Source organism: Cyanobium sp. ULC065 (genome assembly GCF_977927515.1).
This window is the reverse complement of sequence record NZ_OZ376393.1, coordinates 434,925-448,584: the sequence shown is the minus strand read 5'-3', so window position 1 is coordinate 448,584 and position 13,660 is coordinate 434,925. Positions and strand designations below refer to the sequence as shown.

Genomic DNA, 13,660 nt, shown 5'->3' with positions numbered 1-13,660 from the left:
GGGGCGACGACGGAATCAGGGGCGTTGTGCCACCCCCTGAAGCTCATTCGTCGGCTTCTTCGCCACCCACGGGCACGAGGCGGATCTGCTTCTTGCCGAGCTTGATTTCGAACTCATCGCCGGGCTGCAGACCGAGGATGGCGGTGTAGGCCTTGCCGATCAGCAGGTTGCCATTGAACTGGACCTTGGTGACGTAGCTGAGCTTGCGCCCGCCCTGACCAACGCCATTGCTGCTGGCGGAACCGAGGCTGACGCCCTTGGCTTCCAGCAGGGCTTCGTAGAAGGCCGTGAAGTTGAGACGCTCGCTGCCGTCCTTTTTGGTGCTGACGTACCCAGCGGCACGCACAAGCTCGGATTTACCGACATCACCAAGCTCCTTGACTTTCGCCAGGAGATCAGATCCGGTGAGCATGGGGTTGTTGTGTAAGACAAGGTCAATATAGCCACACGAGGCAATCGCTTGCCAGAGGGTTCCTTTCAGCCAGCCAAATCCGACCGCTCTCCCCTGCTTCCTAAGATCGGACCTGTTGGAAGTTGCCCAGTGAGCGCCGATCCCCACACTCCAGCGTTGCAGTTGGTGTATGACGGCGGCTGCCCTTTCTGCCGCCATTTCGCCAGCACAAGTGAGCTGCGCGGAGGAGTGCCCCGGCTCACGATCATTGACGGCCGCGCCGATGCGGAGCTGCGACATGCACTCCAGCAACAGGGATTCAACCTGGCAACCGGTGCCGTGTTGATGGAGGGAGAGCGGATCTGGCACGGCGCTGACGCAGTGGCAAAACTGTGCAGTGAACTGGAGCCCAGTGACGGCTTGTTAAGGCTGTTGCAGGTGATCTTCGGCAACCCGGATCGCACCCGTCTGCTCTATCCCGCGCTGCTGCTCGCTCGCCGCCTGGCGCTAGCTGCCAAGGGGCTGCCGGTGGATCCCGGCTGAAGGGCCGAAAGCGGCAGATGGCTTACGCTGCAGGGCAAGTGGCCGGAACGCTCTTGAGCTATCTGCGCGAGATCATGGGGCGGCTCAAAGAACGGGCCGAGGCTGATCGCCGCAGCCAGGCGGCACCGGCTGAGCCCCTGGCGGCTGGTTCCACAGGCGGCAAGGTACCGGCGCTGAGTGGGGCCGTCGAGCAACACATCGCCAGCTACCGCCAGCATCTGAACGCCTGCAGCGACGCCATGCTGCTGTATGAATGGGCCTGGATCGACGACCATCTCTCCAGCCTGCGGCTGTCGTCTGGGCATGAACCGATGCGCCAGGCGTTGGGCGGCAGCACAGCGGTGGATCAGTTGCTGCAGGAAACCAACGCCTTTCGCCAGGCGCTACGCGAGGTGATGCAGGCGCGTGACCTGGAGCCCAGCAACCGCACGGCGCCGATCGAACCGATGGAGCATGCCTGGGAACTCAGTCATCCTGTGATACGGGAGGCCTGGGGGATCGAACCCCACAGCTGAGGCCTGAAAGTTGCCCGCTGGCGGGCTACAGCTGGCGCCCTCCTGCCGCACGCCATCGCACCGCACCATGGCCCGCTCTCGCCCACGCTCCCGTCCCCAAGCCAGGCCCCGGCGGCTGAAACCGATCCACCTGCAGCGGGAAGGGGGGGTGTACCGCACCGACGAGATCGATCAGATCTTCTCGTTATGGCGTGAGCCCTACCGGCTGATGCTGTCGTGCCCATGGTGGGGCTTCCTGCTGCTGATCGCGGCCGGGTATCTGGCGATCAATCTGCTGTTCGCCGGCCTGTATCTGCTGGATCCGGCCGGCATCGGCGGCGTGCCGGAAGGGTCGGTGGCCGGCTTCAGCGAGGCCTTTTTCTTCAGCGTGCAGACGCTCGGAACGATCGGTTATGGGGTGCTGCACCCCCGCTCGCTGACGGTGCATCTGCTGGTGACCTTGCAGGCGCTGGTGAGCCTGATCTTCACGGCGGTGACCACCGGGCTGGTGTTCGCCCGCTTTTCACGCAGCAAGGCGGAGATCCTGTTCAGCGAGATCGCCACGGTGCAGCCGTGGAACGGGGTGCCGTGCCTCACCTTCCGCATGGCGAACGTGCACCACAACAGCCTGGTGGAGGGGCACCTGAACGTGTTCCTGGGCATGGACGAGTACAGCACGGAGGGGCAGCGCATGCGCCGCGTGCATACGCTCAAGCTGGTGCGCAACCATGCCTTTCACTTCCGGCTGATGTGGACGGTGATGCACCTGATCGATGAGCACAGCCCGCTGGCGGGGCTGGAGATCGAGGAGCTGAAGGCCCGCCATGGCGAAATCCTGGTGTCGTTCCACGGCATCGACGAAACGGTGCGCAGCCCGGTGTTCGCGCGCATGTCTTATCCCGCGTCGCAGCTGCGGCCCGATGAGACCTTCGAAGACATCGTGCTCGACCAGGGCGACGGCGACCGCACGCTCGACTTCAGCCGCTTCAACCTCACCCGCCAGCGGCCGCCCGCCACGCCACCACCGATCCCACCCCGCACCAGCCCCATGAGCGCCGCCGGCCCCACCCATCTGGTGTTCGTGTACGGCACGCTCAAGCGGGGCCAGGCCAACCACCACTGGCTGGTGGGGTCCGAAGCCCTGGGCCACACCCGCCTGCAGGGAATGGCAATGCACAACCTGGGCCCCTACCCGATGGCCGTGCCGGTGCCCGCACCTGCGCCCGACTCAGCCACTACTCCCCCGCCGCTGCTGCACGGCGAGCTCTACCGCGTGGACGCCGCCGGCCTGGCGCGGCTCGATCTACTGGAAGACGTGCCTAATGAATACCAACGGCTGCGCCGCCCGTTGGTGGACGGCCAGGAGGTGTGGGTGTACGCCGGCGAACCCGAGCAGGCCGCCCACTTACCGCCGGTGCCCTTCGGCGATTGGGGCACCACGCCGGTGTTCTTTCCGCGTGAAGGCGAAGGCGCCTGCCCCAAAGAAGTGCTCGCTCAGCGCGATGACGGGCAGTGGGGGTGGTGGTGCACCTGGGGCCAGAGGAGTTGGAGGGGGTAGGGGAAGCGTTGGTGGTGACGGGGGTGTTTGGGGAGAAGTTTCTGGTGGTGGGTGGAGTGGGGATTGAGGATGGTGTATCAAAGGTTGCGCGCAGTTCTCGCGTGCAGGCTGGGGCGGAGTTGTGACTCTCGGGTGTGGCCTGTACAGGGCTAGGGAGTGAATCTGAATGCGCCTATCGCCAATGCATTCAGGGCACGGGAAAAGGTTGAGTGATGGCCATTGAGTAGCGAAGCGCACATGTGGTTAGCGGATCCGCATAAGATGGAAAGTGCCAGGCGGGCATTTCGCAAGCCTCTTGTCATCACAGGGCTTTGGCGATATAGGCGCAGATGATCGGGGTGATTATACGGTCAAGACTGCTGCCATCAGGGTGGTTACAGGAACCGTCCAATCAGCGTTCGGCAGTAGCCACCATTCGGAAGGGCTCTCAATCTAAAGTATTAGAAATGAAAGTCGATGAAGTTTCTCAAAACCCGAGCTCAACCATGTCATCAAGTGATGCCCCAGGCACGAATCCTCATGGACCAACCCTCGAAGAGCTACAGCGGCCAATAATCGCCCAAGGCGTTGAAGTGAGAAATGAAGCCTTCGATCTCCTGGCTAAATCAATGAATCTGAAGGCAAATTGCATCAGTCCATGGTTTCACGTAAAATTGCATCGACTTCAAAGATCTTTTCTGCTCCTGAATCAGCGCTACATTGACCTTGATGCTAAAGCAACAGAGTTTCTTGCTCGTGCCGCCATGATTGACAAGGTTCTGCTGCCGTCAGGAGAAGTCAAAAGTCCCGACTTGGGCCATTGGATTCAGTTCGCAGTCTTGTCAAGGAATGTCGAGAGCATGCGTGATTATAATCGGAATACAATCTATCAGGCAGGCACAGTTCTGAGTGTTCTTCAGCAGCAGTCTTACAATCAGACCATCTTGCTGACCGCATTCGCCTCCATTCTCCTCGCGGCAATCGGTGTTATCGTATCTGCAAATAAGTCATAGATTTCCCGTTTCCGACCATTGCCTTTGGCGAGGATACTCGCATATCAGAAAGCTCGCAATGCAGGCATGCTTCGGTGAATATAGGCTTAATACCACCGGGTGTTGTCTGGCATTTCTTCGGACTCGGGTGCTGCCAGTCGTGCAAGTAGCTCTATCAGGTTCTGATCTATCCCAGGCTCTGCCGAACAAGCCCCTCGAGTCGACAAGCCTCCTGCGATTTTATGCTTGCGCTCTAAACTCATTGCCTGCCACTCAGGGGCAGCGTTAGGTGGCTAAGAACACTGCCTTAGCGCAAAGTGTCAGGTACATATGCTTGTGTCGTAAGGCCACAAGCGAAGATGCGCCGGCTGGCGTCTATCTCAAAGCCCGCGTTCGAGAACTTGCTATGGCGAACTTAGAGCAAACGCTTTCTGGCTGGACCGGCCCGTCCAGCAATAGCGAGCAAGAGAAGCAGGACCGCACGGAGAGGATGATCCGCGAAGCAATCGCTGAGCATTCGGCACTCAGTGGTGTCAGATTGCGCGTGTTCGCCAAAGGGTCATACGCGAACAATACGAATGTCCGCACGGACAGCGATGTGGATATCGCTGTGCAATGTACTGAAGCGGAGTACTGGGAAGAGGCGCAGCCGGGTCTTCGACCATCCAATACCGGCGGCGTCTATGGGGGCAAATGGACGCCCAGCCTCCTCAGGTCTGAGCTCACAGCGGCACTCATTGCAAAGTTTGGCACGGCTGCCGTGGATACTTCGAACTCGACCGCAATCTTCGTGAAGTCCAGCAGTGCTCGCGTCGACGCTGACGTCGTCCCGTGCTTCAGCTTTCGACGCTACATGCCTGGCGGTGACGACCGTCTAGGTACCATGATCTTCAAGCAGTCGGGTGAGAGAATCATCAATTATCCCGATCAGCAACTCAAAGAGGGCCGCGCGAAGAACACAAGCACCGGAAACGCATACAAGAAGAGCGTGCGCATCCTAAAGCGCTTGGAAAACGTGCTCGTTGCTGAGAGTCGGTACAAGGAACTGGCTTCATACTTCGTCGAGTGTCTCGCATACAATTGTCCCGAGCCGGCGTTTGCTCATTCGACTTGGACTGAGACGGTAAAAGCAATGCTCATCGCGATCTGGAACAACACGCAGGGCGATGAACCTGCCGACGAATCATTGCGGTGGCTGGAGGTGAACAGGTGCTTCTTCTTGTTTCATCCGAAGCAAAAATGGACACGAGCGGACGCGCAAGGATTCGCGCAAGCCGCCTGGACGTACCTGAGGTTCTGATCCGTGACACAAAAAGCGCTCATCCAAGTCGCCACCACAACAGTCGTCCTTGTCTTTGCGATCGGCATCATCCTCAGCGGCGACCAGGTGAAATCAAGCTGGTTGGGCTACTACTCCTACGCCGTAACTGCAGCCACCATCGTTCTATCTCTGTGGAACAAGTGGATCTGGCGATGGGAGTGGGTTCAGAAGCTGCCGCACGTTCCTCGTTCGATCCGAGGGACGTGGCGTGGCACCTTAGAGTCGGCATGGAAAGACCCAACGACGGGTCAGTCGCCCCCGCCTAAGCCAGTATTCCTCGTCATTCGGCAGTCGGCAACAACCGTATCTGCTGTGTTGTTCACGGACGAGTCTTCATCGCGGTCGACTATGGCCAGCCTGACAGAGGACGGATTTGGAACTAGTCTCACATACATCTATCTGAATCGACCCCAAGTCAGGGTAGAGCATCGAAGTCGGATGCACAATGGCTCTGCATTCCTTGAAGTCAGCGGCCGGCCCGCCAACAGGCTCCGCGGCCGCTACTGGACAGACCGTGACACTCGCGGTGCGTTCAATTTCGATCAGCGGCGCGCCGAAATCGCAGAGGATTTTGAGGAAGCTACGCGCATCTTTCAGTCTTGAGATCCTTGCCCAAGCGCCACTAGCACAACCGTGTCTCCTTAAATCGTAGTCTGCGCATTCCGCCGTCATACGCTTCGGAGCATACTCGTCGCCACCTAACATCATCATTCACCCGACCCGGCCCAGAGGCTGGGATTAACAGCTCCAATGTCCTGCGGGCGGGTGATGATGAGCGTTAGGCCGTCACGTTATGAACAGAACCGTGTTGCGCTCATTTGCGATCCTGAGTCTCTGGTCATGTCTGTCCACACAAGCGCTATTCGCCGCACCGGACACGGCACAGGCGACTGGTACGCAGACAACCGGGAAACATCGCCAAATCGATATCAAAAACTTTTTCCAGCACTGGGTTCGCTCCAGTGAGGAGGAACAACCGGGCGGCACGGTTCAGATCTTCCGCCCCGCCGGGTCGATGAACGTTCCGCCGAGCCGATTCAGGATGGCCTACAAGTTCGCTCCGAACGGAGGTTGTGAGTTCTACTATCTGTCTCCTGACGATGCCCATCATTTCAAGCCATGCACCTGGACAATTAGTTCCAACAAATTGATCCTTCAGATCAGCGCGAATGGAAAATCGACTTCTTACAGGATCGCCCAGCTCACTGGAAAGAGCCTGAGACTTAAACCGCTAGAACCGCCGCACAGTAATTGAACGGCGGGCCTAACCCCCGGTTGCAGGCGATGCGCCAGAAGCGGCGCGTTGGGCTTCGATTCAGAGCTTTAGTTCTGGAAGCAAGGAGTTACGTGGGCCGAATCAGGTGCCTTTTTCGGCGACTGGGGCCCCACACCTGTCTTCAGCAAGCACGCAAACCTCCAACCCCCAACCCGCCGGCCTCAAACCGCCAGATGCCGGTAGAACCAGCGCTTGGCGAGTTCGGCGCTGGCCACGTAGGACAGGAGAATCAGCAGCAGCGGCGGCAGGAACGCCAGCGGCAGGGGCACAAAGCCGAAGAGGCGCCCCAGTGGTGTCCAGGGCAGGGGCAGGGTGAGGAGCACCACGGCGAGGGTGGCGCCCAGCAGCGGCCGGGAGGGGCGGCTGTGCAGCAAGGGGCCGTGGGTACGGATCACCAGCACGATTGAGGCGGCGGAGATCACCGATTCCAGGAACCAACCGCTGCGGAACTGGGCGGCGTCGGCGTGGAGGAGCAGCAGCAGCACCGCGAAAGTGATGACGTCGAAGACGGAACTCACCAGCCCGAACACGACCATGAACCGCTGGATGAAGGGAAGGCTCCAGCGGTGCGGCTGCGCAATCCAGTCGGGGTCCACCCGGTCGGTGGCGATGGTCATCTCCGGTAGATCGGTGAGCAGGTTTGTGAGCAGGATCTGCTTGGGCAGCAGCGGCAGGAAGGGCAACAGCAGCGACGCGGCCGCCATCGAAAACATGTTGCCGAAGTTGGCGCTGGTGGCCATGAACACGTACTTGAGCGTGTTGGCGAAGGTGCGGCGGCCTTCGCGGATGCCCGCCAGCAGCACCGCCAGGTCGGGCGCGAGCAGCACGATGTCGGCGGCTTCCTTGGCCACATCCACCTCCCCCTGCACCGACAGGCCCACATCGGCGGCATGCAGAGCCGGGGCGTCGTTGATGCCATCGCCCAGGTAGCCCACCACGTGGCCGGCGCGGCGCAGGGCTAGGAGGAGCCAAGGGGATTACTTACGTGCCGTTCGCCGTGCAGACACCCGATCAGATCAATCCAATGCCTTCCTGTTCAACGGACGACCATGGGAGCAGTCATCGCCAGTCCTTCACCCCACCACCCCCTCACTCGCCACCCATAACCGTCGCGCCAGCGCCAGGTCCTGCCCCTCAACACTGGTGGCGCTCGCCTCAAATACCCGCCGGCCTGGCCCGACCACGCGGTTGCGGTGGAAGCTGAAGCCGTTGGCGGCGTAGGCGGAGTCGCAGCAGAGGGCGGCCAGCAGGGCGCCGGCGGTTTCCACGCTTTCGGTGAGGCGCAGCACGGAGCGGGCCGCGAAAGCGAACAGGCGTTGGCCCAGTTCGTTGCTCTGGCGGCTGTAGCGCCAGAAGCCGCCCTCGCTGGTGGGCGGGATCACCAGGCCCGGGCTCCAGCTGAGCACCGGCAGCGGCGTGCCGGCCTCCTCCATGCGGCGCGCGAACTCACGGGCGAACAGCACATTGCAGAGCTTGCTGTCCTTGTAGGCCTTGTCGGCATCGAAGCTGCTGCCATCCAGCATCAGCACCGGCTGCCCCGCTCGCAGGCCGGCCAGATCGCCCAGCCCCGCCGGTGAGCCCACCTTGCCGCCGGCGGTGAGCGGGTCGTGCACTTCCGACGCCGTGACCACCAGCCGCGGCGCCTGCCCCGCCAGCAGCAACGGCGTGAGCTGCTGGGCCAGCAGGAAATGGCCCAGGTGGTTCACCGCGACGGTGAGTTCATGGCCCTGGGGCGTCAGCCGTGGGGTCGTGGCGCCGGCGTATTGCAGGCCCGCATTCAGCACCAACGTGTCGATCGGCTGCCCCTGCGCCAGCAGCGCCTGCCCGCAGGCGCGCACGCTCTCCAGATCGCCCAGGTCGCACACGGCCACCGCCGGCGCCGAGCCTCCACCGGCGCGTTCAGCCAGCTGCCGCTGGGCCGTCTCGGCCGTTGCCGCATCGCGGCACAGCAGCGTGAGCGAATGGCCGGCCTGGCACAGCCGCACCGCCGCCTCGAAGCCGATGCCGGAATTGCCGCCGGTGAGCAGCAGGCGGCGCGTGGCAGCCATGGGCAGACCTCACCAGGTGCAAGGGGCGCCAACCCTAGAAACCGCCGGCTTCACAATGGTGCGCGCAGCCCCTCCGCCGGCCGGTTCGTTCATGCAGTGGCGCGCCACGATTCGCCGCCTCGAACGCAACGGCCTCGGCCTGCTGCTGTTTCCCCTGCTGGTGCTGCGCCGCTACGTTCACCTGCTCGGCCGCACGCTCGAAAGCCTGCTGTGGCAGGAGCTGATCGCCAACCAGCCGCTCGACAGCCAGCTCGGCAACCTGCTCGCCTTTCTGCTCTTCTCCGCCTTCTGCCTCTGGGCCACCTTGGAAGGGGCCATCCCATATGTGATCGGCCTGCTGCTGTTCCTGCTGCCCCTGGAGCTGCTCGCCAACCAGCTCGGCCATTCCTGGCGGCCGGAGTGCCGGATCCTGCTGGAGCGCTGGGGGGATCGGCTCTCCTGGCGCTGTGATTCCGCCGGCAGCCACGAGCAGCTGGAGCTGCAGCACAGCGCCCTGTCCGCCGTGCTGATCCGTGCCGCCCCGCTCGCCCTGCCGCTCGGTGAAGCCCGTCCGCAGGGCTGGGATGTGCTGCTGGCGGTGCAGGATCCTGCCCGCGAGCTGCTGCTCGACCGTCAGCCCACACTCGCGCTCGCCTGGCAGCGCGCCTTTGCCCTCGCCCGCAAGCTGGCGTTGCCGCTGCGGTTGGCGGAGGAGGCGGCTGGGGGGGCCGCGCTCGCCGCGGCACCGGGGTTTCAGCTGGAGGGCGATAGCCAGGAGGAAACGGGGCCGCCGGCGAGCGTGTGGGCGGTGGTGGAGGAAGAAGGCGCCACCCGGATCTTCCGCGACCGCAGCACCGTGAGCGCCTCGCAGTGGTGGCGGGCGTTTGTGCACCAGGGCGGCTACCTGCTGTTTCTCGCCGTGCTCAACACCGTGATGGTGAAGTACGGCGGCTTTCTGGTGTGGATGCTGGGTCCGCGGCTGGGCCTGACCGCCCCCACCACGCTCGTGCTCGATCTCTCCCTGCCCGGCCTGCTCTCGCTCGCCCTGCCCGAAGGGAGCGTGATCCAGGCGCTGCTGGTGGTGGCGGCGCTCGGTGCCGCCGGCTTCGGCAGCTACCGCCACTGGAGCCGGCAGGAGCTGCGCATTGATGCCGAACACGTGGGCGTGTGGCGCACCGGCCATGCCGCCGTTCACCTGCCCACCCGCGCGCTGGTGGTAGCGCTGCCGCTGCACCAACCCGAGCCCCAGGTGCTGCTCTGGAGCGAGCGCCGTCCACCCGTCCAGCTGCAGGGCCTCGCCGATGCCCGCGAAGCCGCCGCACTGGCGGGCGCGCTGCAGGCGGCGCTGGAGCGCTGGAAGCCGGAAGCCCCCGCGAACAACGAGCAGCAGCGGATCGTGAGCAGTGCCGCTGCCCTGCCGCTGCAGCAGCGGGCCGACTGGTATGTGCCGGCCGCAGCCGCCTACGACGCCGTGCGTCCCGACTATCCGGCGGCGGTGATCGAGCAAGTGGCGGCCCTGGCTGGGATGGGCGACGGTTCAGAGCTGCTGGAGCTGGGCTGCGGGCCGGGCACCGCCACTGTGGCTTTCGCGCGGCTCGGCTGCGCCATCACCGCCCTGGAGCCCAACCCCGCCTTCGTGGCCCTGGCGCGCGAGCGTTGCGCCGGCTTCGGGCGCGTGCGCATCGAGCCGCTGGCCTGCGAGCAGTGGCCGGTGCAGGAGCAGGCCTTCGACGCCGTGCTCGCCGCCAGCTCCTTTCACTGGATCCCCGCCGGCCTCGGCTCGCGCACCGCCGCCCGGGCGCTCAAGCCAGGCGGTGCCCTGATCCTGCTCTGGAACAAGGAGCTGCAGCCCTCGCTCGCCCTGCACGAACGCTTCGCCGCCAGCTACGCCCCCTTCGCCCCCCACCTGCACCGCCACGAAAGCGAGGCCGAGCAGGAGGCGATCCTGGCCAAGCTGGCCCACCAACTGGTGGATCCGGCCCTGTTCACCGACCTGCGCCCCGGCCACGTCCGCATCGAGCTGCGGTACACAGCCGAGCAATACCTGGCCCTGCTCAGCACCTACTCCCCCTACCTGCGCCTGGAGCCCGGCCCCCGTGAGGCCCTCTTCGCCGAGCTGCGCCGCCTCATCGACACCGAGGCCGGCGGCAGCGTGGAGCTCACCGGCCACTCCGCCTTTCACGTGGCCCGCAAACGCGGCTGACCCCCGGATCGCCCGTCACAGCCATAGAATCTGTTCACAATGAACAGACACTGAGCGTCGAATCCGCTCAGCAGAGGCCATGCCCCGCACCCTTCGCGATCCTCGCCAACACGCCATGCTGGTGTCGCTGCAGCGCCGCTACCGGGCCGCCATGCACACCGGCAACGTGAGTGCCAAGCAGGCGCTCTACCGCGAGGCCGTGTATCTCGGCATCCAGCCCGCCCTGCTGCATGGCGGCAGCGATCACACCGGCGGCAGCGGCGTCACCGCCTCCTGACTCAACCCCCGCAGACAGCGGGCCAGGTCTTCGCGCACCTCCAGAAAACGGCGGTCCACCCGCAGCGCGCCCAGATCGCTGCGGTCGAGCTCGGCTTCCACCGTGCGCACGATCCGGCCCGGATGCGGCGCCATGATGTGCACCCGCTGGGCCATCAGCAGCGCCTCCTCCAGGTCGTGGGTGATCAGCAGGGCGGTGAGCCCGGTGCGGTTCCACAGCTGATAGAGAAACTCCTGCATCGATTCGCGGATCTGCAGGTCGAGGGCGCCAAAGGGTTCATCCAGGAGCATCACCTTCGGATCGGCCGCCAGGGCGCGGGCGATCGCCACTCGTTGCTGCATCCCGCCGGACAGCTCCCGTGGCAGACGCCCTGCCGCATCCTGCAGGCCCACCACTTCCAGGAAATAGCCGGTGCGCTCACGCACCTCCCTTGCCGGCCGCCCCTGCAGCTTCATGCCGAAGGCCACGTTCTCGGCCGCCGTCATCCACGGATAGAGGCTGTATTTCTGGAACACCATGCCGCGGTCGTGGCCGGGGCCGGTGATCGGGCGGCCGTCCATCAGGATCGTGCCGCTGGTGGGCCGATCGAGCCCGGCGATCAGGCGCATCACCGTGCTCTTGCCCGATCCGGAGCTGCCCACCAGCGCCACGAATTCCCCCGACTTGATGTCGAAGCTGATCGTGTCGAGCACCTGCTTGGCAGCACGGCCCTGCCCGAAGGATTTGCACACCGATGTGAGCGAAAGATGCATGTCAGATGGCCCAGCGGCAGGTGCGGCGCAACACGAGTCGGAACAGCAGATCGATCACCAGACCGATCAACCCGATCACGATCAGGTACGCGAAGATCTCATCGGTGCGCAGGAAGCGCTGGGCCAGGCTGATGCGCTTGCCCAGCCCCTCGTTGGCGGCCACCAGCTCCGCCACGATCACCAGGTTCCAGGCGGCGGCCATGTTGATGCGGTACGCATCCAGCACCTGGGGAGCGATGAAGGGGGTCACCACGCGGGTGAGGATCTGGAAGCGGCGCCCACCCATGGTGAGGGCCGATTCCAGCAGTTCGGCCGGCACGAACTTCACCGCATCCATGATCATCAAGGTGTTGAAGAACAAGGTGCCGATGAAGATCAGCAGCACCTTGGGCAGCTCCCCCAAGCCGAAATAGATGATCAGCAGCGGGATGAAGGCCGGCGCGGGCATGTAGCGGATCAGCCCGATCAACGGCTCCAGCAGCCGGCAGATGATCCGGTTGCTGCCCATCGCGATCCCCAGCGGCAGCGACACCAGCATCGAGAGCGCATAGCCGCCCAGCACCCGGCCGATGCTGGCGATCGCATCGGCCAGCAGGATGCCCGCCTCCGCCTGGGCGGAGCCCGCCGCCAGCACCGCCGCCGGGCTGGGCAGAAACAGCTTGTCGACGCTGCCACTCGCCGCAATCAGCTGCCACAGCACCAGCACCGTGAGGATGCCGAGCACACCCAGCACCCACGGATGGTCGAGGCGTCGCCGCAGGCCCGCGCTCAGCTTCACTGCGCCGCATCCACGAAGCGCGGATCAAACAGCTTGGTGAGATCCGGCGGAGTCTTGGCCAGGCCCACCTCCTGCAGGAAGGTGCTGATCTGGGCGGCGGCGAACGGCAGCGAATCCATCGTCTCGCCCGGCTTCATCGCCTGGCGGTTCTGCTCCAGCGTGAAGATCGTGGTGCCGGCGTCGTACTCCGTGTACTCCGCCTCGCTCACGCCAGCGCGGGCGGCCAGGATCGCCAGGCTCGGGGCTGGGTTGGCCTTGATCTCCGCCAGCGTGGCGAACCAGGCGTTCACCACCTTCTGCAGCTGCTCAGGATTCTTCTCCACGAATTCGGTGCGGCACACCAGGTGGTCGCTGATCGAGCCGGGGAAATCCTTCGACGAGAACAAGGTGGTGCTGCCCGGACGCTTCAGCGCCTGGGTGGTGAAGGGCGCGAACACACCCACCGCATCCACCTGGCCGGCCACGAACGCAGCGGCGGCGGCGCCGGTTTCCAGCGGCACGAAGGTGATGTCGGAGGCACTCAGGCCCGCCTTCTTCAGGCCCAGCAGCAGCAGGTAGTGATCGACGGTGCCTTCTTCCGCCGCCACCTTCTTGCCCTTCAGATCGGCCACGCTCTTGATGCCTTCGGCGGCGATGATCTGGTCGTTGCCGGTGGAGTTGTCGTTGGTGAGCACCACCGTGAGGGCGGCGCCACCGGCGATCGAGCTGATCGTGTCACCCAGCGTCTGGCTGTTGCAATCCAGCTGGCCGGCATTGAGGGCGTTGATCGAATCGAGGTAGCCGTCGAACCACTGCAGGGTCACCGGCACGCCCGCCGCCTCGAACAAGCCCTTTTCTTCGGTCACCTTCCAGGGGATCCAACCCGGCCAGGCGCTGTAGCCGATGCGCACCGGCGTGGCCGAGGTTTCCGCCGGCGGCTGCTGGCAGCCCACCAGCAGGCCGCCGCCCAGCAGGGCCGTTAGCAGCAGGCTGGTGGTGCGCCGCAGCCTGAGGCGCGGGAAGCGGAAGCGGGAGGGTGCAGTCATGAAGAAACGGGTGGGGGGAATGGAGCCAGAGCCGGGGGCTAGAG

Annotated in this window: 14 protein-coding genes and 1 pseudogene; 9 read left to right on the top strand and 6 right to left on the bottom strand. The window is 64.2% G+C overall.

The features are described from left to right. Positions 1-43: 43 nt before the first annotated feature. Complete coding sequence (locus ACXMDP_RS02090; RefSeq protein ID WP_094511449.1) at positions 44-412, bottom strand: AbrB family transcriptional regulator; 369 nt, start codon at positions 410-412, stop codon at positions 44-46. 129 nt (positions 413-541) lie between these two features. Here ACXMDP_RS02090 and ACXMDP_RS02085 point away from each other — a divergent pair. The 7 genes and pseudogenes from ACXMDP_RS02085 to ACXMDP_RS02055 all read left to right on the top strand — a co-directional run. Further along, positions 542-823, top strand: a pseudogene (locus ACXMDP_RS02085) (DCC1-like thiol-disulfide oxidoreductase family protein); the annotation flags it as partial. 149 nt (positions 824-972) lie between these two features. After that, positions 973-1,449, top strand: coding sequence for a hypothetical protein (locus tag ACXMDP_RS02080; protein WP_255140888.1), 477 nt, complete (start codon positions 973-975; stop codon positions 1,447-1,449). A gap of 67 nt (positions 1,450-1,516) precedes the next feature. Further along, positions 1,517-2,986, top strand: a complete 1,470-nt coding sequence (locus ACXMDP_RS02075) for a gamma-glutamylcyclotransferase (protein WP_457767025.1) — start codon at positions 1,517-1,519, stop codon at positions 2,984-2,986. A 446-nt stretch (positions 2,987-3,432) separates the two neighbouring features. After that, a complete protein-coding gene (locus ACXMDP_RS02070; protein ID WP_259730000.1) occupies positions 3,433-3,978 on the top strand; it encodes a hypothetical protein in 546 nt (181 codons plus the stop codon). 385 nt (positions 3,979-4,363) lie between these two features. Continuing rightward, positions 4,364-5,257 (top strand): nucleotidyltransferase domain-containing protein, encoded by an 894-nt coding sequence (locus ACXMDP_RS02065; RefSeq protein ID WP_457767024.1) that lies wholly within the window; start codon positions 4,364-4,366, stop codon positions 5,255-5,257. A 3-nt stretch (positions 5,258-5,260) separates the two neighbouring features. Continuing rightward, positions 5,261-5,881 (top strand): Cap15 family cyclic dinucleotide receptor domain-containing protein, encoded by a 621-nt coding sequence (locus ACXMDP_RS02060; RefSeq protein WP_399233300.1) that lies wholly within the window; start codon positions 5,261-5,263, stop codon positions 5,879-5,881. A gap of 190 nt (positions 5,882-6,071) precedes the next feature. Beyond that, positions 6,072-6,533 (top strand): hypothetical protein, encoded by a 462-nt coding sequence (locus tag ACXMDP_RS02055; RefSeq protein ID WP_259729998.1) that lies wholly within the window; start codon positions 6,072-6,074, stop codon positions 6,531-6,533. Between the two features lie 182 nt (positions 6,534-6,715). On the opposite strand, the gene ACXMDP_RS02050 is transcribed toward ACXMDP_RS02055, so the two are convergent. Continuing rightward, complete coding sequence (locus tag ACXMDP_RS02050; RefSeq protein WP_457767023.1) at positions 6,716-7,492, bottom strand: cation transporting ATPase C-terminal domain-containing protein; 777 nt, start codon at positions 7,490-7,492, stop codon at positions 6,716-6,718. A 135-nt stretch (positions 7,493-7,627) separates the two neighbouring features. Continuing rightward, positions 7,628-8,602, bottom strand: coding sequence for an SDR family NAD(P)-dependent oxidoreductase (locus ACXMDP_RS02045; protein WP_259729997.1), 975 nt, complete (start codon positions 8,600-8,602; stop codon positions 7,628-7,630). Between the two features lie 55 nt (positions 8,603-8,657). On the opposite strand from ACXMDP_RS02045, the gene ACXMDP_RS02040 reads away from it, so the two are divergent. Both ACXMDP_RS02040 and ACXMDP_RS02035 read left to right on the top strand, forming a co-directional pair. Then, a complete protein-coding gene (locus tag ACXMDP_RS02040) occupies positions 8,658-10,784 on the top strand; it encodes a class I SAM-dependent methyltransferase (protein ID WP_457767022.1) in 2,127 nt (708 codons plus the stop codon). Positions 10,785-10,863: 79 nt separating this feature from the next. Beyond that, positions 10,864-11,061 carry a hypothetical protein gene (locus tag ACXMDP_RS02035; RefSeq protein ID WP_259729995.1) on the top strand — a complete coding sequence of 66 codons (198 nt, stop codon included), beginning with the start codon at positions 10,864-10,866 and terminating at the stop codon, positions 11,059-11,061. Here ACXMDP_RS02035 and ACXMDP_RS02030 read toward each other — a convergent pair. The 3 genes from ACXMDP_RS02030 to ACXMDP_RS02020 are packed head-to-tail and all read right to left on the bottom strand — an operon-like array spanning position 11,028 to position 13,616. Then, positions 11,028-11,813, bottom strand: a complete 786-nt coding sequence (locus ACXMDP_RS02030) for an ABC transporter ATP-binding protein (protein WP_259729994.1) — start codon at positions 11,811-11,813, stop codon at positions 11,028-11,030. The genes ACXMDP_RS02035 and ACXMDP_RS02030 overlap by 34 nt on opposite strands. Position 11,814: 1 nt before the next feature. Further along, positions 11,815-12,591, bottom strand: coding sequence for an ABC transporter permease (locus tag ACXMDP_RS02025; RefSeq protein WP_399233294.1), 777 nt, complete (start codon positions 12,589-12,591; stop codon positions 11,815-11,817). Continuing rightward, positions 12,588-13,616, bottom strand: coding sequence for an ABC transporter substrate-binding protein (locus tag ACXMDP_RS02020; protein WP_259729993.1), 1,029 nt, complete (start codon positions 13,614-13,616; stop codon positions 12,588-12,590). The genes ACXMDP_RS02025 and ACXMDP_RS02020 overlap by 4 nt, the downstream gene beginning before the upstream one ends. Between the last annotated feature and the right edge of the window lie 44 nt (positions 13,617-13,660).